At 55.3% G+C, this 19,954-nt stretch carries 18 protein-coding genes; 8 read left to right on the top strand and 10 right to left on the bottom strand.

The features are described from left to right. Positions 1-6: 6 nt before the first annotated feature. Positions 7-1,605 (bottom strand): ABC transporter substrate-binding protein, encoded by a 1,599-nt coding sequence (locus AC07NP_RS08320; RefSeq protein ID WP_494660127.1) that lies wholly within the window; start codon positions 1,603-1,605, stop codon positions 7-9. Positions 1,606-1,887: 282 nt separating this feature from the next. On the opposite strand from AC07NP_RS08320, the gene AC07NP_RS08315 reads away from it, so the two are divergent. Genes AC07NP_RS08315 through AC07NP_RS08305 form a run of 3 tightly spaced genes read left to right on the top strand, consistent with a single transcriptional unit; the run spans position 1,888 to position 8,316 of the window. Then, a complete protein-coding gene (locus AC07NP_RS08315) occupies positions 1,888-3,183 on the top strand; it encodes an SrfA family protein (protein ID WP_494660126.1) in 1,296 nt (431 codons plus the stop codon). Positions 3,184-3,187: 4 nt separating this feature from the next. Further along, a complete protein-coding gene (locus tag AC07NP_RS08310; protein ID WP_494660125.1) occupies positions 3,188-6,169 on the top strand; it encodes a virulence factor SrfB in 2,982 nt (993 codons plus the stop codon). Next, entirely contained in the window at positions 6,166-8,316 is a 2,151-nt protein-coding gene (locus AC07NP_RS08305; protein ID WP_494660124.1) for a virulence factor SrfC family protein, read from the top strand. Before AC07NP_RS08310 ends, AC07NP_RS08305 begins: the two co-directional genes overlap by 4 nt. A gap of 41 nt (positions 8,317-8,357) precedes the next feature. On the opposite strand, the gene AC07NP_RS08300 is transcribed toward AC07NP_RS08305, so the two are convergent. Next, positions 8,358-8,531 (bottom strand): GhoT/OrtT family toxin, encoded by a 174-nt coding sequence (locus AC07NP_RS08300; RefSeq protein WP_203361147.1) that lies wholly within the window; start codon positions 8,529-8,531, stop codon positions 8,358-8,360. Between the two features lie 192 nt (positions 8,532-8,723). Between AC07NP_RS08300 and yncL the strand changes: the two genes are divergently transcribed. After that, positions 8,724-8,819, top strand: a complete 96-nt coding sequence (yncL, locus tag AC07NP_RS08295) for a stress response membrane protein YncL (protein WP_162382245.1) — start codon at positions 8,724-8,726, stop codon at positions 8,817-8,819. Positions 8,820-8,908: 89 nt separating this feature from the next. On the opposite strand, the gene patD is transcribed toward yncL, so the two are convergent. From patD to AC07NP_RS08255, 8 genes are all read right to left on the bottom strand, one after another. Then, a complete protein-coding gene (gene patD / locus AC07NP_RS08290; RefSeq protein ID WP_494660123.1) occupies positions 8,909-10,333 on the bottom strand; it encodes an aminobutyraldehyde dehydrogenase in 1,425 nt (474 codons plus the stop codon). A 21-nt stretch (positions 10,334-10,354) separates the two neighbouring features. Continuing rightward, positions 10,355-11,161 carry an ABC transporter permease gene (locus tag AC07NP_RS08285; RefSeq protein ID WP_494660122.1) on the bottom strand — a complete coding sequence of 269 codons (807 nt, stop codon included), beginning with the start codon at positions 11,159-11,161 and terminating at the stop codon, positions 10,355-10,357. Beyond that, positions 11,151-12,095, bottom strand: a complete 945-nt coding sequence (locus AC07NP_RS08280) for an ABC transporter permease (RefSeq protein ID WP_494660121.1) — start codon at positions 12,093-12,095, stop codon at positions 11,151-11,153. Before AC07NP_RS08280 ends, AC07NP_RS08285 begins: the two co-directional genes overlap by 11 nt. Next, positions 12,096-13,109, bottom strand: a complete 1,014-nt coding sequence (locus AC07NP_RS08275) for an ABC transporter ATP-binding protein (RefSeq protein WP_494660120.1) — start codon at positions 13,107-13,109, stop codon at positions 12,096-12,098. Positions 13,110-13,126: 17 nt separating this feature from the next. Continuing rightward, the gene (gene ydcS / locus AC07NP_RS08270) at positions 13,127-14,272 is read right to left on the bottom strand and encodes a putative ABC transporter substrate-binding protein YdcS (protein WP_494660119.1); all 1,146 of its coding nucleotides are present in this window, start codon (positions 14,270-14,272) and stop codon (positions 13,127-13,129) included. Positions 14,273-14,609: 337 nt separating this feature from the next. Beyond that, entirely contained in the window at positions 14,610-16,019 is a 1,410-nt protein-coding gene (locus tag AC07NP_RS08265; protein ID WP_494660118.1) for an aminotransferase-like domain-containing protein, read from the bottom strand. Positions 16,020-16,134: 115 nt separating this feature from the next. After that, on the bottom strand, positions 16,135-16,551 hold the full coding sequence (locus tag AC07NP_RS08260; protein WP_276295180.1) for a type II toxin-antitoxin system HicB family antitoxin: 417 nt from the start codon (positions 16,549-16,551) through the stop codon (positions 16,135-16,137). Between the two features lie 46 nt (positions 16,552-16,597). Further along, on the bottom strand, positions 16,598-16,774 hold the full coding sequence (locus AC07NP_RS08255) for a type II toxin-antitoxin system HicA family toxin (RefSeq protein WP_276295086.1): 177 nt from the start codon (positions 16,772-16,774) through the stop codon (positions 16,598-16,600). 261 nt (positions 16,775-17,035) lie between these two features. Here AC07NP_RS08255 and AC07NP_RS08250 point away from each other — a divergent pair, with 261 nt between their 5' ends. From AC07NP_RS08250 to AC07NP_RS08235, 4 genes are all read left to right on the top strand, one after another. Then, on the top strand, positions 17,036-18,439 hold the full coding sequence (locus AC07NP_RS08250) for a cytochrome ubiquinol oxidase subunit I (protein ID WP_494660117.1): 1,404 nt from the start codon (positions 17,036-17,038) through the stop codon (positions 18,437-18,439). Next, a complete protein-coding gene (gene cydB / locus AC07NP_RS08245) occupies positions 18,439-19,449 on the top strand; it encodes a cytochrome d ubiquinol oxidase subunit II (protein ID WP_494660116.1) in 1,011 nt (336 codons plus the stop codon). Before AC07NP_RS08250 ends, cydB begins: the two co-directional genes overlap by 1 nt. Continuing rightward, positions 19,449-19,577, top strand: a complete 129-nt coding sequence (locus AC07NP_RS08240) for a DUF2474 domain-containing protein (protein ID WP_192612264.1) — start codon at positions 19,449-19,451, stop codon at positions 19,575-19,577. Before cydB ends, AC07NP_RS08240 begins: the two co-directional genes overlap by 1 nt. A 146-nt stretch (positions 19,578-19,723) precedes the next feature. Then, positions 19,724-19,954, top strand: coding sequence for a DUF2554 family protein (locus AC07NP_RS08235; RefSeq protein WP_203361271.1), 231 nt, complete (start codon positions 19,724-19,726; stop codon positions 19,952-19,954).

Raw genomic sequence — 19,954 nt, 5'->3', positions numbered from 1 at the left:
AACGTCTTAATTCAATTTCGCTTTTGAAAAATCGCTGCCCATCAGGCTTACGCTGTAACCGCTCACATTACTGCGCGTAGCGTAGAACGTTTTTCCGTTAGCCAGCGCTATCCAGGGCGCTTGTTGATAAAAAATGTCCTGTGCCTGACCGTACAACGCCGCGCGTTCGGCCGGATCGCTGACCAGCTTCGCCTTCTGCACAAGCGCATCATACCCCTTATCGCACCAGCGTGCGGCATTCGATCCTGTTTTGATGCTATTACACCCTAACAAGACATCGGCAAAATTATCCGGGTCACCGTTATCAGACATCCAGCCAAACAGTGCAGTATCGTGTTCGCCTTTACGCATGCCGGAAAGGTACTCGCCCCACTCAAAAGAGACAATTTTTGCCGTTACGCCCACTTTTGCCCAGTCACTCTGGATCATCTCGGCAATTCGCCGCGAGTTGGGGTTATATGGACGTTGAACCGGCATCGACCAGAGCGTCACTTCAAAGCCCTTCTCCTGCCCGGCCTGTTTCAGCAGTTCTTTCGCCTTTTGTGGATCGTAAGTGTAGTCGTTAAGGTCTTTTTTAAAGCCCATCATCTTCGGCGGAATGGGCGATTTTGCAACCGTGCCAGAACCTAAAAAGACCGCGTTTATGATAGCGTTTTTGTCCGTGGCGTAATTCAGCGCCTGGCGGACCAGAACATTATCCAACGGTTTCTTCTCTGTATTAAACGCCAGATACCCGACGTTTAGCGCATCAACGGTATGCAACGTCAGATCTTTATTCTTTTTAATCTCATCAAACTGCACCGGCGCAGGCGCGGGAATAATCTGACACTCGTTGGTTTGCAGTTTTGCCAGACGCGTCTGGACGTTAGGCGTGATCGAAAAAATCAGGTGCTTCGTCGGAACATCGCCATCCCAATAGTGAGGGTTCGCCAGATAGCGAATTTGCGCATCCTGTTTGTACTGTTGTAACACGTAAGGGCCGGTGCCAATCGGCCAGTTATCGACGTTTTCCGGCGTGCCTTTTTTCAGCATGGCATCGGCATATTCCGCCGAGAGAATAGACGCAAAATCCATCCCCCAGTCGGCGAGAAACGCCGCATTCGGCTCGCTCAACACAAACTGTACGTGGTAATCGTCAAGCTTCTTCACCTCTTTGATCAATTTGTCCAGACCGACATCATTGAAGTATTCGTAGCTCCCCTGCGAAACGTTGTGATAGGGATGGCTGGCGTCTTTCTGGCGCAAGACGGAGAAAATAACGTCGTCAGCGTTGAAATCACGGGTTGGCTTGAAGAATTTATTACTGTTGAACTTCACACCCTGCCTCAGGGTGAAGGTATAGGTTTTGCCGTCTTCAGAGATAGTCCAGTCGGTCGCCAGAGACGGGACCGGGGTATTTTTTACCGGATCAAAATTGATTAATCGGTTGTACAGCACCTGAGAACTGGCCACAAACGAGGGGCCAGAACTGGCGATTTGCGGGTTAAACGATTCGGGAGACGCTTCCGAGCAATAGATGATTGTATCCGTCGCTGCCGCCATGGCGGCGCCTGTGGGCAACATTGCGCTGAGCGCCAGTGCAAACACTGCTTTCCCTGTAGACATAGTTATAGGCCTTCTCATTTTAGTCGTAAGGTGACCATCTGAGCATAGCTGACAAAAACTGACAAATAACGAATCACTCTCAGGTTATGCAAATCTGGCGTTTTCCGCTGATAAATTCCGCAACGGGCGTGAAAGAATTTCCCTTAAGTCTTTTTGTTAACGTCAAGATTTTTCCGTCTCCTCTATGCCTGGAAAATTCGCCCCTTTTTGCCTCTCTTCCGCCGTTTGTATGTCGCAGCGACCCGTAAAGTAGATGCGTGAAGAAGTCTAAGGGACAATAACGTGGCAAAAACTCTCTTGCGTAGCGGCAATCTGGATGACTATCAGGCCGTGGGCGGCGGCGGTCAGGCCGTTTTTGATTCAGCATTGCAAATTCGTGAAACGTTGCGCCTGCGTAAACAGCAGGCCATGGCGGAATGTCTGGCGATACCGCAACTCAATGATACCGGCGAACGCGTTGACTGGTATTCCCCGGTAGAGGGAGAGGCTATCGCGTGGAAATCCGCCAGTGAAGAGTCGCGTTTACGGGCGCTGCGCGTGCTGACTGGCATGGTAGAAACGGCAGCAGCATTGAGTCGAAAAAGCCTGCAATCCGGTAAAACGTCTCTGCAACTGTTTGGATCGTTGCTGGAGAAAGCCCTTCAGTTCCCTGGCGAAAATCATGTTTTTCTGGTGAACGGTAAACCGGTTATCACCTTCTGGGGTTTCGTGAATCTCAATGAAAATACCCGTGAAGAGGTTCTGGATTGCCTGCGCACTTTTGACGCGCCACCTGCGCTTTGCGCAGAACCGGAGCCGGAAGACGAACCCGTACCCGAGGTAACCTTCGCTCAGGCGGATGAACCTCTGCTGGTGCCTGTTATCGAGCCACTCCCGGAGCCTGAGCCGATTTCAATTGCTGCGCTGAAGGTCAGTGAGCCGGAAACGCCACCGCCGTCGGTGAAACCCGTCCGCCGTCTGCCGATGTGGTGTTTGCCGCTCGCGGCGGCGGTTATTGTGGCCATCGCTGCGCCGTTGCTGTGGAAGCCATCGGTTGTCGTCACTGAATCCCCCGCCCCCGCGACGCTGGCCGCATCAGAGATAAAACCGTTACCGAAGACAATCGCCCCGCTGCCGCTGCATCAGGCGGAAGTGATCCCGGCACCTCAAACAGAGAAAAAAGCGGAACAGCCGGTGGTGATTGCCGCCATCCCGAAAGATGCGCTGGTGATGGATGCCAATCAGATGAAAGCCGGGACGACACGTTTTTTAAACGGCAACTGGCGCGTGATGATCGATGTAAAGGACCCCATCACCGGGAAAGCACCTTCTCTGCGCTATCAGATGCAAAACAACAAAGGTACCGCTCGCGTGGTGCATGGCGACAGTATCGTCTGTCGGGCCGAGGTGTTCTCGGGTCTGCATCAGACGGGCGAGCTGATGATCAAAAGCCGCGGCAATGCGCGTTGCACTGACGGTTCACGCTACCCGATGCCGGAAATTACCTGTAAAGCGGGCGCGAATGACGTCGCGGCGTGCACGGCGCGTTACGATGCTCACGCGGCGCTGCCGTTGACGTTTAAAAAGATAGGTGCCTGATTTTATGCTGGTAAATCTGTGTGATTACAAACAAAGCGTAACGCTTATCGCCAACAGCGGCGTACAGTTTCTGGATTTCGGGCTGACGCCGCAGGAATCCGCGCACCTGGGGCGATTTGTGCGAAAAACCGCCAACGGCCCTTTACTGCGGCTGGATTTCGATCTCAGCAGCGGTCGCTATACGTTACCGGTGCGAACTGGCGGGCAACCCGAAGTCGTTAAACCGGAAAGTACCCAGACGCTGCATCATTCGCTGGAAGTGCTTGACGGCGTCTGGCTGCCGCTGCCGTTTTTGCGCTTCAACCCCCCCCGCACTTTCGTGGAAGGCCCGGATAACTGGGCGCGGGTTCAGGTGCGCAAACTGGCGCAACCCGACGGGGCAGGAAACACCCATCGCGTTACCCTGGCATTAGACAGCCAGCTGGCACAGAACGTCTCTGCAACGCTTGCGCCAAACGAAAACGATCTGCTCAACGGCACACGCTTTGCGCTCGCCTGGCGCGATGACGAAGTGGCCGATTTTCTTGATCAGACCTGGGTTGACGGCTGGTTGCGGGAAGCCTTTTTCCAACATCTTACCCAGAAAGAAGATCACTCAGAGCAGGACGTTCAACTGGCGCTGCGTAACTTTGAGTATCAGGCGCACTGGCTGAATCTGCTGACGCTGCTGGGCGAACAACTTGCGATGCCGGAAGTAAAACTGGTTACTCATACGCTGAGTACGCCTGCGATCCCGGTCGATTTGATTCTGGATGTCGGCAATACGCACACCTGCGGCGTCCTGATTGAAGATCACGGCGACGCCAACGACGGACTGCGCCAGACGGCAGAATTGCAGGTGCGTTCGTTAAGCGAGCCGCAGTTCCTCAACGATCCCCTCTTCACCAGCCGCCTGGAGTTTTCCGAAGCACGCTTTGGCAAGCAGCACTTTTCCGTCGAAAGCGGCCGTGACGATGCTTTTGTCTGGCCTTCCATCGTACGGGTGGGAGACGAAGCCCGAAAACTGGCCATGCAGCGTCTGGGCACCGAAGGCAACAGCGGGATCTCCAGCCCGCGCCGCTATCTGTGGGATGAAACGCCGGTATTGCAGGACTGGCGTTTTAGCCAGATGAACAGCAAAACCCAGCGCGAGCCGCTCGCCACCGCGTTTCCGTTAATGAACCTGATGAATGACGACGGAGAGCCGCTGTTCAGCCTGCCGCAGGATGACCGATTGCCGGTATTCTCCCCGCAATATAGCCGCAGCACGCTGATGACCCACATGCTGTGTGAAATTCTGGCACAGGCGCTGGGGCAAATTAACAGCGTCGCGACCCGTCTGCGGCTAGGCTTTCCAACCTCTCCCCGTCAGCTACGTTCGCTGATTTTGACGTTGCCCTCTGCGATGCCGAAACAAGAGCGCGAGATTTTCCGCCAGCGCATGTTCGAAGCCGTCGCGCTGGTGTGGAAGGCGATGGGGTGGCATCCACAAGACGAAGACTTCGCCACCCGCAAACAGCAGGAAAAGAGCGTTATCCCGGTGCCCACGATCCAGATGGAATGGGATGAAGCCAGCTGTGGGCAGCTTGTCTGGCTGTACAACGAAGCGATTTCACACTACGCAGGTCGTACCGAATCCTTCTTTAATGCGCTCTCCCGCCCGGATCGCCTGCCAGAACCTGGTGAAGTGAAAGGTCGGGCGCTGCGCGTTGCCTCTATCGACATTGGCGGCGGCACCACCGATATGGCGGTTGTTCATTATCAGCTTGATGACGGTGTCGGCGCCAACGTCAAAATCACACCTCACTTATTGTTCCGTGAAGGGTTTAAAGTCGCCGGAGACGACCTGCTGCTGGATGTCATTCAACGTTGCGTCCTGCCTGCGTTGCAAACCCGTTTGCAGCAGGCCGGGGTGAGCGATGCCGCCGCCCTGCTGGCGACCTTGTTTGGCGACTCGGGGCGGATAGATACACAGGCGATTTTGCGCCAACAAACCGCGTTACAGCTGTTTATGCCGCTGGGCCATGCGGTGCTTAGCGCCTGGGAACAGAGTGATGTTAACGATCCGCTGGCGGGATTACATGCCTCGTTTGGCGAACTGCTGCCTCAGCGTCCTACGCGCAACGTGATGAACTATATCCAGCAGGCTTTCGATCATGCGTTGCCGCCTGGCGCTCCAGCATTTGATCTGCTGAGTGTACCGCTACAGGTGCAGTTCAGCACGCTACAGGAGGCGCTGCTGGCGGGTCAGTTCACACTGACCTCCCCGCTTCATGCCGTCTGTGAAGCCATTTCGCACTATTGTTGCGACGTGTTGCTGGTCACCGGACGTCCTGCCTGCTTACCGGGCGTACAGGCGCTGATCCGCCATCTGCAGCCGGTTCCGGTCAATCGAATCGTCTGGATGGACAACTACCGCGTGCATGAATGGTATCCGTTCAGCCAGCAAGGCCGTATTGGCAATCCGAAATCGACCGCTGCCGTGGGGGCGATGCTGTGCAGTCTGGCGCTGGACTTACGCCTGCCGCGCTTTAACTTCAAAGCGGCGGATATTGGCGCTTACTCTACGGTGCGCTATCTCGGGGTGCTGGATAACACGGTGAACACGCTGCGCGATGAGAATGTCTGGTATCACAACGTCGATCTCGACAAACCCGGCATGAAGCTGGACGCCCGTCTGCACTTCCCGTTACGCGGCAACGTTACCCTCGGTTTTCGCCAGTTGGCGAACAGCCGCTGGCCGGCAACGCCGTTGTACACCCTGAGCATCAATTCCGCCGAACTGGCGAAAACCATTGCCGGTGACGGCGTCTTAAACGTGCGGCTACAACTGCGTGGCACCAATAAAGAAAGCGGGCCGGAATCCTTTGTGCTGAGCGATGCCTGGCTACAGGATGGCACGCCTGTCGCCGCCAATGCCCTGACCCTCAAATTAAATACGCTGGCTGACCGCCGACACAGCGGCAGCCACTACTGGATCGACAGCGGGAGTGTGTACCTGAAATGAGTAAGCCGTTAAACACCACACAGGCCATCATTGACTGGGTTAATCACACTCGTCAGCAGACAACACGCCTTGATGATGAAGCCGATGCGCTGCTGGCGCGGCTCACCCAGGCTGGCATGAAAGAGTTGGCCCTTCACCAGGCGCAGGCCGCCAGAGGCAGCGTGGGGTTGTACGGGCATTCACAATCCGCGAAAGCACATCTGCTCAGCGCGCTCTGCAGAGGCGGCAACGGCAAATTGAATGTCGTTACGCCAGATCGTAGTTTTGACTATTTTTCACATATTAATCCGGGGCATGCGCCAACGAATATGGCGCTGCGTTTTACCCGGGACAACGTCGCAACCGACAGCGACTGGCCGCTGCATTTGCGGCTTATTAGCGAAGCGGATCTGGTGCAGATTTTTATCGCCCAGGCCTGCGCGCAGCCCGCCCATCGACCGGTTGAACGGTCGATCATCGAATCACGATTAGAAAAGTGGCAGGCGCTGCGCCAGCGTCAGCCTGTTCCGGGGGTGACGCCTGAAGACGTCGCGGCCATTGCCCATTTCTGGCGAACGTGTGTGCCCTCAGGGCAGCAGCAGATTGACGATGCGCTCTGGCACCAGTTTGCCACCCTTCTGCCCGCTGTCGATCTCACCACCCGGGCAAACGCGTGGGCGTTACTGTGGGGAGAGCAACCGGAACTGACCCGCCAATGGTTGGATCTGGCGCATACGTTGCAGCAAACCGGTCATGCTAAAGAAGTGGCGGCACCACTGAGTTTACTGGTCGACAATTTTGGTTTGCCGGCGGAAAGCTTTCTCACCCAGGGAGCGCAGAGTAGCGGAGAGACACAAAGCGATGTGGTGGTCCATCCGGTGGTGGAGGGGCAACTGCAGAATGCGACCAGCCTGTCGCTGGACGCCCTGGCGTTGTTAACCCGTGAAGTGGTTCTGACCGTTGAAGATACGGTGCTGGATAACGTTGATCTGTTGGATATTCCCCTGTCGCCTGACGTGGCGATTTCCCCGTTATGGCGGGCGAAACTGGACTGGATGCTGGAGAGTTATCGCCAGCGCTTGCAACCCGACGTTTTAGTCATCTGTAACGCTCTCTCATCCCGTTCGCAAACCCCGACTGTCGCTCGCAAACTATCCGGCTGGGTGTATGACACTCAACCGTTGCGCGACGCCGCCATGCCAGGGGTGGTGTGGGCGATTACCCCGCAGGATGCCCGCTTTGCGACGCAACAAAATCTGGATGAAGCCGTTCAGCAGTTAATGGGCAAACCCGGTTTACATTGGGGAACACTGCAGGCGCTGGATAAACACAGCTTACAACGCCTGGTGGAGTGGCTCTCGCAGGCGACATCACCGGTTCAGCGTCAGGCGCGGCTGACCTCATTGATTGGGCAGCATCATCAACAGCTCCGTGACCTGCTGCTTCCGGACGCGGATGAGCCGATGGCCGCCGAGATCGTCATCCGCCAGTTGCAGGCGCAGGCAGCCCGTCATGGCGAACTGCTCGACGGGCTGTTGCCGCCGATTCACCGTTTTGAGTCGTTGCTGCAGACTCAACAACCGCGTGAAGAGCAGGTGAGCGGATTGTTCAGTGAAGAGATCGACCTGTTCGCCGACATGCGCGATGCGCCCCGTCCGGCGGAAAACAAAGAGACCGGCGACCTGGCGCATCGAATGTGGGTTAACCATGTGCGTCAGTGGTGTCGTAATGAGGAAAATGCGCGTCGATTAGGTCTGGCGCCGGAAACGCTCCGACATACCGTGGATATTCTGGTCATCGCAAGCTATCGGCTCGCTCTGCCACAGCATTTACAGCAGATTATGCAGCGTGAAGCGGTTTGTGGCGCGCAGTTGCACGCCGGGATCGGCAACTTTGTCGCCTGGCTCGGCTATGCGGAGGTTGCAGAAGCTGCGCGTCCTGCCAGCCGAATCCGCAAAGGCACCGCTATTTTTAGCGCAACGGAGCAACCGCCGATGTCCCGCTTAACGCAACTGGACGAACAGCCCGTCCATGCCGCCAGTCGCTATGTCTATGACTGGCTGGTTGCGCTTTACACTCGCGCCAATGAAAACAAAGGATACCGGCATCCGCTGGATGTCACAGACGCAGACAAAAAGCGGTTGCGCGAACTCTTGCCACAGGTCTGATAACGAGGCCCAGGCCTCTTATCTGGCCGTGCCGTTTTGCATCAGAACAGTGAAAACATCAACGCGACAGGAAAACTCATCGGCCAGGTGGCGCCGACTAAAACGGCGCTCAGCAAGCGGATCCGTTTTTTATCGTGGGAGAGAAACCAGGTCGTCAAACAGGAGATTGACGCCATTACTGCGTAAAAAATTAACATCTTTTGGTAGACAGACATGTCAGGCATCCAGGCCAGAATTAAAAAACGCGCACAATATGCTCCCTTTTTTGATCTGCATCAAGTTTTATTGCCTTGAAACACGGATTTAACAGAAGCCCAACACAACTCTGTGATGTCCAGAATAAGTACTATTGCGAATAGTTTGAAGCCGTACTATACACATAAGGGCAATATAAAAAGGTGGCAAAAATGAATGTTTCCAGTAAAACCGTAGTGCTGATAAATGTCTTTGCTGCTGTGGGGCTTTTTGGTCTTATCTCTTTGAGATTTGGCTGGTTTTCTTGAATCAATACCGTGCTTGCAATGTAGAATGGCAGAGAGAATTTCTCCTCTCTGCCATCGATTTACGACCTTCCTGTAGATGAGACGTCCGGTTAATGCTTAACCATAACGTGGCGGACAACGGTGTAATCTTCTAATCCATACAGTGACATATCCTTACCGTACCCCGACAGTTTTTGCCCACCGTGCGGCATTTCACTCACTAACATGAAATGGGTATTCACCCAGGTACACCCATACTGCAGTCTGGCGCTCAGACGATGCGCGCGCCCAACGTCCCGCGTCCACACCGATGACGCCAGCCCGTACTGTGTATCGTTCGCCCACGCCAGCACCTGATCTTCATCGTCAAAGACGGTGACGCTCACCACAGGACCGAACACTTCGCGCTGCACAATGGCATCTTCCTGTTTCGCGCCGGCCAGCAGTGTCGGCGCAAAATAGTATCCCGCCCCCGCCACTTTATTACCGCCAGTGATGACCTTGATATGGCCAAGCGCTTTCGCCTCTTCCACCGCTTTGCTTACCCGCTCAAGATGGGCCAGCGAACTTAACGGTCCCAACTCGGTGGTTTCATCTTCCGGCGCGCCGGTCTTCAGGCTGGCGACGGCCGCACCGAGTTTCGCAACAAGCGCGTCGTAGACCCCTTTCTGGGCATAAATCCGGCAGGCTGCGGTACAGTCTTGTCCGGCATTGTAGAATCCAAAGGTGCGTACGCCCTCGACTACGGCATCCAGGTCTGCATCGTCGAAGACAATCACCGGGGCTTTACCGCCCAACTCCATATGGGTGCGTTTAATCGACGGCGCAGTATGGCTGATAATGTGTTCGCCTGTGGCGATGGAGCCAGTCAGGGAAACCATGCGCACTTTTTCATGCCCCGTCAGCGGATCACCCACCGTTTTCCCGCGGCCGAACAGCACGTTAATCACACCTGCGGGGAAAATGTCTTTTGCAAATTCTGCCAGTTTCAGCGCCGTGAGCGGCGTGATTTCAGAGGGTTTAATTACCACACAGTTTCCCGCCGCCAGCGCAGGCGCCAGTTTCCAGGCCGCCATCATCAGCGGGTAGTTCCACGGGGCGATGGAGGCGACAACGCCGACCGGATCACGGCGGATCATTGAGGTGTGCCCTTCCAGATATTCCCCCGCCGCCAGACCGTTCAGGCAACGCGCTGCGCCCGCAAAAAAGCGGAATACATCGACAATCGCCGGGATCTCATCGTTCAGTACGCAGTGCAGCGGTTTGCCGCAGTTTTGCGACTCCAGCGCCGCAAAGACCCCGGCGTTGGCTTCGATCGTATCGGCCAGTTTAAGCAGCAGATCGGCGCGGGACTTGGGCGTGGTTTGCCCCCATTCGACAAATGCGCGATCGGCCGCCCGCACTGCGGCATCGACCTGCGCGGGTGAGGCTTCCGCAATCTCCAGAATCACCTCGCCCGTCGCGGGGTTGTAAACGGGTTGCTTTTCACCTTCACCGCTGACCAGCTCACCGTTAATCAGTAATTGATGTTGCATAGCATTTTCCCATATTGTCGTTTATTTACCGTTTTCGGCGAGCGAGTCGCCTTCACGTGTTAGCCACCAGGCACCTAAAATCGGAATCGTTGTCACCAGCATCACCAGCAATGCCACAACGTTCGTCACCGGGACATCGCGCGGTCGTCCCAGTTGATTGAGCAACCACAGCGGCAGCGTCCGTTCATGCCCGGCAGTAAATGTGGTAACGATGATCTCATCGAAGGAGAGCGCAAACGCCAGCATGCCGCCTGCCAGCAGCGCAGACCCTAAATTGGGCAGCACCACGTAGCGGAAGGTTTGCCAGCCATTTGCGCCAAGGTCCATTGACGCTTCCACCAGGCTCCAGGAGGTGCGTCGGAAACGGGCGACCACGTTGTTGAACACCACCACCACACAAAACGTCGCATGCCCCACCACGATGGTGAAAAAGCCCGGCTCCAGATTGATGGTCTTAAATGCGGTCAGTAAGGCCAGACCGGTGATAATCCCCGGCAACGCAATCGGCAGCAGCAACAGCAGCGAAATGGCATTCTTGCCAAAGAAGTCGCGTCGCCACAGCGCGGCCGCCGCCAGAGTTCCCAGCACCAGCGCGATCCCGGTGGTCAACGCGGCGATCTTCAGTGACAACGTCACAGATTCCAGAATATCGCTGCGCTGCGCCGCGACGCTAAACCAACGAAGCGTCAGCCCCTGAGGCGGAAAACTAAACGCCGCATCTTCGGTGTTAAACGCATAGGTGGCGATAATCAGTATCGGGAAATGAAGAAAAATCACCCCGCCCCATGCGGCCAGTTTGAGGAGAAAAGGTGCGCGTTCAGAGTGCATCGAACGCTCCCAGGCGTTTCACGAACGCCAGATACAGTGCGATCAAGACCATCGGCACCAGAGTGAAGGCCGCCGCCATCGGCATATTGCCGATCGCCCCTTGTTGCGAATAGACCATGTTGCCGATGAAATAGCCGGGCGGCCCCACCAGTTGCGGCACGATAAAATCGCCCAGGGTCAGCGAAAAGGTAAAGATAGACCCTGCCGCGACGCCTGGAATGGCCAGCGGTAGCACCACGTAGCGAAAGGTTTGTCCTGGGCGCGCGCCCAGATCGGCTGACGCCTGGAGCAATGAAGGCGGCAAGCGTTCCAGCGCGGCCTGAACGGGGAGGATCATGAACGGCAGCCAGATATAGACAAACACCAGAAAACGCCCCAAACCGGAGGTTGACAGCGTGTTACCGCCGACGCCGGGTAGCGTCAGAAACGACATCAGCAAAGGTTCCAGCCCCATATGGGTCAGAAACCACTGCGCCACGCCGTCTTTTGCCAACAGCAATGTCCAGGCGTAGGCTTTGACAATATAACTGGCCCACATCGGCAGCATGACCGCGATGTAGAAAAAGGCTTTCATCTTGCCGCGGGTGTAACGCGCCATAAACCAGGCCATCGGGAACGCCAGAATCGCGCTGGCGATCGTCACCGCCACCGCCATCGTCAGCGTTCGCAAAATGATGTCGTAGTTGGCGGGATTAAACAGCGCCTGCAGGTTGGCCAGCGTCAGGTCAGGCGTCACCGACATGGTAAAATCGTCAAAGGTATAGAACCCTTGCCACAGCAATGTCAGCAATGATCCAAAATAGACGATGCCAAACCACATCAGCGGTCCCAACAGCAGCAGAAACAGCCCCAGCCCAGGGTTGCGCCAGAAAAATCCGGAGATTTTACTCAGGCGTTTTGATGGAGGGGGCGAATGTAATACGCTCATTGCCATTTACCTCTCCTCAATCAACGGCACCATGACGTTGCGTGACCATGAGGCCATCACGTTTTGTCCCGGTGACAACGTCGGGGACAGAATTTCCCCCGTCAGGTTGGCCTGACTGACCAGCAGCTTTTCGCCCCCGCTCAGTTTTAGCTCAAACCGGGTCGCCGCCCCCTGATACTGCACCGCCTGAATCACCCCTGCCGTCTGCACTTCACCCGGGACATTGAGCCGAATATGTTCCGGGCGCAGCGAGTACGTTCCGGCAAGGCCGCAGACACGGGAGGACATCGCCGTATCAAACACGTTTGATGTGCCGACAAACCCCGCCACAAAGGGTGTACGCGGTCGCATATAGAGCTCATGGGGAGAGTCAACCTGCTCGATACGGCCATTGTTGAACACCGCCACGCGATCCGACATCGACAGCGCCTCACCCTGGTCGTGGGTGACGAAGATGAAGGTAATGCCGAGCGACTGCTGCAGCTTTTTCAACTCCAGCTGCATCTGCTCGCGTAATTTGAGGTCAAGCGCACCCAGCGGTTCATCCAGCAGGAGCACCCGCGGTTCATTGACCAGCGCCCGGGCAATCGCCACACGCTGGCGCTGACCGCCGGAAAGCTGCGAAGGTTTACGTCCGTGAACAAAACCAAGGGCGACTTTTTCCAGCGCCTCCTGGGCCTGTGCATAACGCTGTTTTTTAGCAACGCCTTTGACCATCAGACCATACGCGACGTTGTCGAGAATCGACATATGCGGGAACAGCGCGTAATCCTGGAAGACGGTGTTGACGTCCCGCTCCCAGGGCGGTAATTCGCTGGCTTGCTGACCAAAAATTTTAATTTCACCGCCGGAGAGCTGCTCAAAACCTGCAATCAAGCGTAAGCAGGTCGTTTTGCCGGAGCCGGAAGGCCCCAGCATGGAAAAAAACTCACCGTCATTAATCGCAATACTGACGCCATCCACCGCCCGTACGTCACCGTACAGGCGTGAGACGTTCTCAAACTCCACTGCGTACGTCATAAATCACCCCAGAGGAATTAGCGACCGCCCATAATGGCAATGTAGTCCTGCGTCCAACGGCTGTAAGGCACAAATTTTCCGCCTTCCGCGATCGGTGTTTTCCAGAAAGCGATTTTGTCGAAGAAGTTGTAGCCGTTGGTTTCACACCCTTTTTCACCCAGCAGCGGGCTGGCTTTACAGCCATTGGGCACCACTGGCAAAGAGCCAAACCAGGCGGCGACATCACCCTGCACTTTCGGCGTTAGCGACCAGTTCATCCACTTATACGCGCACACCGGGTGTTTGGCTTCGCTGTGCAACATGGTGGTATCAGCCCAGCCGGTCACCCCCTCTTTTGGAAAGACCGTGGCGATAGGCTGGCCTTCGGCTTTCAGCGCATTCGCCTGATAAGGCCAGGCGCCCGAGGCGACCACGCCTTCATTTTTGAAATCACTCATTTGCACGGTGGTATCGTGCCAGTAGCGATGGATCAAACCGTGCTGGGTACGCAGCACTTCGAGTACGGCCTGGTACTGTCTCTCATTCAGCTGGTACGGGTCGGTGATGCCCAACTTCGGTTGGGTGGCTTTCAGATATAACGCGGCATCCGCAAGATAGATGGGGCCATCGTAAGCCTGGACGCGTCCCTGGTTTGTTTTACCATCCGGGAGATCCTGCTTAACAAACACCACGCCCCAGCTGTCCGGTGGCGTTGGGAATGTTTTGGTGTTGTACATCAACAGGTTCGGCCCCCACTGATACGGCGTGCCGTAAACCTTGCCGTCGACGTTAAACCACTCGCCTTTCACGACGCGCGGGTCGACCTCTTTCCAGTTGGGGATCAACGCCGTGTTAATCGGTTGCACGCGTTTGCCCATAATCAGTCGCAGCGACGCATCGCCCGAGGCGGTCACCAGATCGTAGCCCCCTTTTGCCATCAGGCTCACCATCTCATCTGACGTTGCGGCAGTTTTCACATTGACCGCACAGCCCGTCTCTTTTTCAAACTGGGTGACCCAATCGTACTGCTTATCGGTTTGACCCCGTTCGATGTAACCAGGCCAGGCGATAATATCCAGACGACCTTCCGGTTTTTCTAATGAGGTGGGCGGTTCGGCGGCGTGTGCGGTCATCAATGTCATACCGAGCGCACACAGGCTGCTGCGGGCAAATTTCTTGCTCATAACGTCTTACTCCTGTCGCAAAATATTGAGCGGCAGCCTTGCCGTAAATATATGTCCTTTCCTAAAAATAGTCGGCGCCTTTGAAGCGCACCTGTCGGGGCAAGGAAATTTAATCAGGTTGTGAGCTGACACGCATTACGCCGCAGATAGCAGCAACAATGCTAAATCTTCTGGAGTATAGACAAGGAGTTAGGGCGCAGCGGAAAAATACAGCGGGCTATTCAAATTTCCTATGACGGGCAATACGTTAATAGCGATGGGGTTAACAATCGGTCATGAATAACTATTTTGAAAATGACTCTGCGCTATTCAAATTAAAACAATAGCGCCAGAGAATTTATTTCAGCATGCCGCGAATCAGATTTCCAAGTTGTTTCACCGCCTGCTCTTCTCTTTCTCCCCAGGGCCAGGCGGTATTAAAACGAAAGAAACGCGTCCAGGTGTCAGAAGTAGAAAACATTTTTCCCGGGGCGATACTGATGTGATGAGCCAGCGCTTGTGCGCTCAACGCCCCGGCATCCAGCGAGTCAGGCAACTCCAGCCAGAGAAAATAGCCACTGTCGTTATGGTGTATTTTGACCTCTGCGGGAAGATGACGGAGCAGCGTTTGCCAGGCCTGTTGCTTACGCTCGGCAAGCTGGCGACGTAAACGGCGCAAATGGGCGTCATAACGGCGGGTCGCGAGATAATCCACCAACGCCAGCTGCATCGGCGAACTGGTAGAAAGCGTGCTCATCAGTTGTAGCCGCTGGATTTGTCGGGCGTGCTGACCTGCCGCAACCCAGCCGATGCGAAATCCGGGCACCAGACATTTCGAAAACGACGAGCAATGTAACACCCTGTCGCTGCGATCCCAGGCTTTGGCGGGCAAGGGTTTTTCACGACCAAAATAGAGTTCGCTGTAGACATCATCTTCTATCAGCATCACGTTGTACGTTTCCAGCAGTGCGACCAGTCGCGCCTTTTTCTCGGGGCTGAGCGTGAAGCCGAGCGGGTTTTGGCTGTTGGTCATCAACCAGCACGCTTTCACCGGATACTCCTGTAACGCCTGTTCCAGCGCCGCTAAATCAATGCCCTCTTTGACATCGGTCGCCACCGACAGCGCTTTCAGGCGTAGCCGTTCTAACGCCTGCAACGCGCCGTAGAAACAGGGATTTTCAACAATCACCCAGTCGCCGGGTTCGGTCACGGCCTGCAGACTGAGGTTTAACGCCTCCAGCGCCCCGGCCGTGATCACGATTTCATCCGGAGAGACGGTAATGCCTTGCTGGGCATAACGGCGCGCAATCGCATGGCGCAACTCGGCATTCCCCGGCGGCAGGTTTTCAATGACGCTCATCGCCGTGGCGGTCTTGCTGACCTGGGCCAGGGAACGGTTAAGCTGCTGTAAGGGGAATAGTCGCGGGTCGGGAAACGCCGAGGCAAACGGCATGACGGAGGCGTCCCGGCTGGCCTGTAATATCTCAAAAATATAGGTATTGATGTCCACCGCTTCATCACGCATGACCTGCGCAGGCGGCACCACCGGCTGGCGCACCGGACGCGGCGCCACATAGTAGCCCGATTGCGGGCGGGCAATGATGCGCCCCTGACTTTCCAGCAACTGATACGCGTGACCGACCGTCATAAAGCTCATGCCGCTACTGGCAACCTGCTCTCGCAACGACGGCAAACGGTCGCCGGGCTGCCACACGCCGGAGGCGATTTGATCGCGAATCTGTTCGGCCAGTCGCTGATATTTCTTCATTTCTCTTCCTGAACGCGTACAGGGATAAACGCAGTGTATATCAGTTTACATAATTGCCTGGTTTTTGATAACTGTTATGAACAATTTAGCTCAAAACCTCATACCCGCTTGCCAGTCACACGAGCGTCAGTTTCAGTTCTTTCCCCAGCGCTTTGGCTGCAGCCTGAACGGTATCGATTTTCGTCGAATGGCGTAAATCAAAGAGCCGGGTAATTTCTTGTTTTGGCTTACCAATTCGCGTTGCCAACTCCTGCTGCGTGATGCTTGATTCCAAAAATGCGTTGAGTAACAAAATCTTGGAGGTCACGCTTAGCGGGACGTCTACGTAAGCGTCCGCATCGCAAAGCACCGAAGGCTGCGGTATCGGTTCATTGTCTTCAAAATAAAATTCTAACGCGGTCATCAGCGCATCAAAGGCCGCCTCTAAAGACTCCTGACGCGTATCACCCTGTGTTAATGCCTCCGGAATGTCCGGGAACGACACGACATAACCGCCTTCTGGTGCAGGCGTTAAATTGACGGGATAGCGCATAATGATTTGAGACTCTCGCATGTGGTCAACCTCTTATCCGTGATGATCAACGCAAACCCAGTTGCTTTAATATGGCTTTACGCAACGGTTCTTTTATCTCATCGCCGGGATGTCTGGGCATGACGCTGCGTTTCCCGTGATATCTCAGTTTCAAATGGTTCGCACCATTTGTCACTTCAACGCCCTGAGATTCAAGCCAGCGCCTTAATTCGCTTTGCTTCACTGCGCCCCCAACGGTGTATTATAACCACAAAGTAAACGTTTATGTTTACCTGTCTCTCTTTTTAGCATCTATACCACGCTTTTCTTCATCCTGTATCCCCGACATTTAAAAACGGGAACGCGGATTCCAGAATCGCGTTCATCCGCCACAACTCATAACAGCGTGCAACTGTTATGGTTAAATAAGCGGGTTCTGTTTCTGCCACTGAACATGCCAGGCGCTTAAAATTGCGCTGAATCAATTTTCTCTGTGGAGTTAGGCATGTTCGGTCTTGATGCGTTTCACCTGGCGCGGATCCAGTTCGCGTTTACGGTTTCTTTCCACATTATTTTTCCCGCGATCACCATTGGGCTCGCCAGTTACCTGGCGGTGCTGGAAGGCCTTTGGCTGAAAACGAAAAACCCCACCTGGCGTTCGCTGTACCATTTCTGGTCAAAAATTTTCGCCGTTAACTTTGGTATGGGGGTTGTCTCCGGGCTGGTGATGGCCTACCAGTTTGGCACCAACTGGAGCGGTTTTTCCGAGTTCGCGGGCAGTATTACCGGCCCGTTGCTCACCTATGAAGTGCTAACCGCCTTCTTCCTGGAGGCGGGATTCCTCGGCGTGATGCTGTTTGGCTGGCACAAAGTCGGCCCAGGCCTGCACTTTTTCTCTACCTGCATGGTGGCGCTGGGCACCATTATTTCTACCTTCTGGATCCTCGCTTCAAACAGCTGGATGCAGACGCCGCAAGGGTATGAAATCGTCAACGGCCAGGTCGTGCCGGTCGACTGGTTTGCCGTCATTTTCAATCCTTCTTTCCCCTATCGCCTGTTGCATATGTCGGTGGCGGCATTCCTGAGCAGCGCGTTGTTCGTGGCCGCTTCTGCAGCCTGGCACCTGTTGCGCGGTAATAACACGCCGGCCATACGTGCAATGTTTTCGATGGCGCTGTGGATGACCTTAATCGTCGCACCAATCCAGGCATTGATCGGCGATATGCACGGGCTGAACACCCTGAAGCATCAACCGGCGAAAATCGCCGCCATCGAAGGTCACTGGGAGAATCCTCCCGGCGAGCCCACGCCACTTCTTCTGTTTGGCTGGCCGGATATGGAGCAGGAACGTACCCGCTACGGACTGGCGATTCCCGCGCTGGGTAGCCTGATCCTCACGCACAGTCTGGATAAACAGGTCCCCGCGCTGAAAGAGTTTCCAAAACAGGATCGTCCGAATTCAACCATGGTGTTCTGGTCGTTCCGCATTATGGCCGGGCTGGGCATGTTGATGATTCTGTTGGGCGCCCTCGCGCTATGGCTGCGTTACAGAGAACGGCTGTACAGCTCGCGACCGTTCCTGCGCTTTGCGTTATGGATGGGGCCCTCCGGATTAATCGCCATTCTGGCCGGATGGGTAACGACTGAAGTCGGTCGCCAGCCCTGGGTGGTTTATGGTCTGCAACGCACCGCCGATGCCGTCTCCGCTCACGGCGATCTGCACATGAGCATCAGTTTGCTGGGTTTCTTCGTGGTCTACAGTTCCGTGTTTGGCGTCGGCTACAGCTACATGATCCGCCTTATCCGCAAAGGACCACAGGACGATGATCCAACCCTTCCGCCAACCGGTACGCCTGCACGGCCGCTTTCTGCTGCTGTCCTCGATTCTCAACAAGAGGCACATCGCTAATGGGTATTGATTTATCAGTAATTTGGTTTGTTATCATCGTGTTCGCCACGCTGATGTATATCGTGATGGACGGCTTCGATTTGGGGATCGGCATCCTGTTTCCCGCCACCCGGGATGCCGACGATCGTGATGTGATGGTGAATAGCGTCGCCCCGGTCTGGGACGGTAATGAAACCTGGCTGGTGCTGGGCGGCGCGGGATTATTCGGCGCCTTTCCGCTGGCCTATGCGGTGATTGTCGACGCACTGACCATCCCGCTCACGCTGATGCTGATTGGATTAATCTTTCGCGGCGTCGCCTTTGAGTTTCGTTTCAAGGCCACGCCTGCGCACCGACCGTTCTGGGACAACGCCTTTCTGGGCGGATCGATACTCGCAACGTTTTCGCAGGGGGTTGTCGTCGGCGCGGTGATCAACGGATTTTCCGTCACAGGACGCAGTTACAGCGGAGGGCCATTCGACTGGCTGACGCCCTTCACGCTGTTTTGCGGTGCCGGACTGGTCGTGGCCTACGCGTTACTGGGCGCCACCTGGCTGGTCATGAAGAGCGAAAATCCCTTGCAGGATAAAATGCGGGCGGCGGCGAAAAAATGGCTGATGGCGTTATTGCTGGTTATTGCCATCATCAGTCTCTGGACGCCGCTGGCGCACAGTGACATTGCCGTCCGTTGGTTTAGCCTGCCGAATCTGTGGTTCCTGCTACCCGTGCCGGTGCTTGTTGGGCTTTGCAGCCTGTGGCTGTGGCGATCGCTGAACCAGCCTGAAAGCCATGCGCTGCCGTTTGTCCTGACATTAGGGCTGATTTTCCTCGGTTTCAGTGGTCTGGGGATCAGTATTTGGCCACACATTATTCCGCCGTCTATCACCCTATGGCAGGCGGCAGCGCCCGCACAAAGTCAGGGCTTTATGTTGGTTGGCGCGCTGCTGATTATCCCTGTCATCCTGGTTTACACCTTCTGGAGCTATTACGTATTTCGTGGAAAAGTTCAACATGGCGAGGGGTATCATTGATGGAACACTCAGTCTGGAAACGCTTGATGTGGCTGGTTATCTTGTGGGGAGGCAGCGTGTTGGCGCTGGCCGCCGTGGGCATGTTCTTTCGCGTATTGATGGCGGCAGCTGGGTTTAAAGCGCACTAGTCCATCCGCCGGGGGCCGCCCGCTCCCGGCACTTGCCCTTCTTCAGCACACGCTGACAAAGTCTTTTCGCAAATTTGAATTTTTGAATAATAACCCGACGAAACCGTGGGCATGATAGCCGCAAAAGGTAATCAGACGGTGGCATGATGTTTACGAAAGCGTTATCAGTGATGTTACTGACCTGCGCGCTGTTTTCGGGTCAGTTGATGGCGGGACACAAAGGGCACACATTTTTGTGGGTAAAGAACGTGGATCATCAGCTTCGCCATGAAGCGGACAGCGATGAACTTCGTACGGTGGCGGAAGAGTCTGCAGAAGGCTTGCGCGAGCACCACTACTGGCAAAAATCACGCAAGCCTGAAACCCATTTTCGCTAA

The sequence above is a fragment of the Citrobacter sp. GW821-FHT07H02 genome (genome assembly GCF_059418505.1).
The sequence above is the reverse complement of the archived record's forward strand: the minus strand, read 5'-3'. Positions and strand labels throughout refer to the sequence as shown.

Excerpts from the sequence above, each read along its gene's own strand:
- AC07NP_RS08260 (WP_276295180.1), bottom strand. The coding sequence starts at position 16,551 with ATGCGCTATCCCGTCAATTTAACGCCTGCACCAGAAGGCGGTTATGTC.
- AC07NP_RS08265 (WP_494660118.1), bottom strand. The coding sequence starts at position 16,019 with ATGAAGAAATATCAGCGACTGGCCGAACAGATTCGCGATCAAATCGCC.
- AC07NP_RS08280 (WP_494660121.1), bottom strand. The coding sequence starts at position 12,095 with ATGGCAATGAGCGTATTACATTCGCCCCCTCCATCAAAACGCCTGAGT.
- AC07NP_RS08320 (WP_494660127.1), bottom strand. The coding sequence starts at position 1,605 with ATGTCTACAGGGAAAGCAGTGTTTGCACTGGCGCTCAGCGCAATGTTG.
- AC07NP_RS08310 (WP_494660125.1), top strand. The coding sequence starts at position 3,188 with ATGCTGGTAAATCTGTGTGATTACAAACAAAGCGTAACGCTTATCGCC.
- AC07NP_RS08305 (WP_494660124.1), top strand. The coding sequence starts at position 6,166 with ATGAGTAAGCCGTTAAACACCACACAGGCCATCATTGACTGGGTTAAT.
- AC07NP_RS08285 (WP_494660122.1), bottom strand. The coding sequence starts at position 11,161 with ATGCACTCTGAACGCGCACCTTTTCTCCTCAAACTGGCCGCATGGGGC.
- cydB (WP_494660116.1), top strand. The coding sequence starts at position 18,439 with ATGGGTATTGATTTATCAGTAATTTGGTTTGTTATCATCGTGTTCGCC.
- AC07NP_RS08240 (WP_192612264.1), top strand. The coding sequence starts at position 19,449 with ATGGAACACTCAGTCTGGAAACGCTTGATGTGGCTGGTTATCTTGTGG.
- AC07NP_RS08300 (WP_203361147.1), bottom strand. The coding sequence starts at position 8,531 with ATGTCTGTCTACCAAAAGATGTTAATTTTTTACGCAGTAATGGCGTCA.
- AC07NP_RS08275 (WP_494660120.1), bottom strand. The coding sequence starts at position 13,109 with ATGACGTACGCAGTGGAGTTTGAGAACGTCTCACGCCTGTACGGTGAC.
- AC07NP_RS08250 (WP_494660117.1), top strand. The coding sequence starts at position 17,036 with ATGTTCGGTCTTGATGCGTTTCACCTGGCGCGGATCCAGTTCGCGTTT.
- ydcS (WP_494660119.1), bottom strand. The coding sequence starts at position 14,272 with ATGAGCAAGAAATTTGCCCGCAGCAGCCTGTGTGCGCTCGGTATGACA.
- patD (WP_494660123.1), bottom strand. The coding sequence starts at position 10,333 with ATGCAACATCAATTACTGATTAACGGTGAGCTGGTCAGCGGTGAAGGT.
- yncL (WP_162382245.1), top strand. The coding sequence starts at position 8,724 with ATGAATGTTTCCAGTAAAACCGTAGTGCTGATAAATGTCTTTGCTGCT.
- AC07NP_RS08235 (WP_203361271.1), top strand. The coding sequence starts at position 19,724 with ATGTTTACGAAAGCGTTATCAGTGATGTTACTGACCTGCGCGCTGTTT.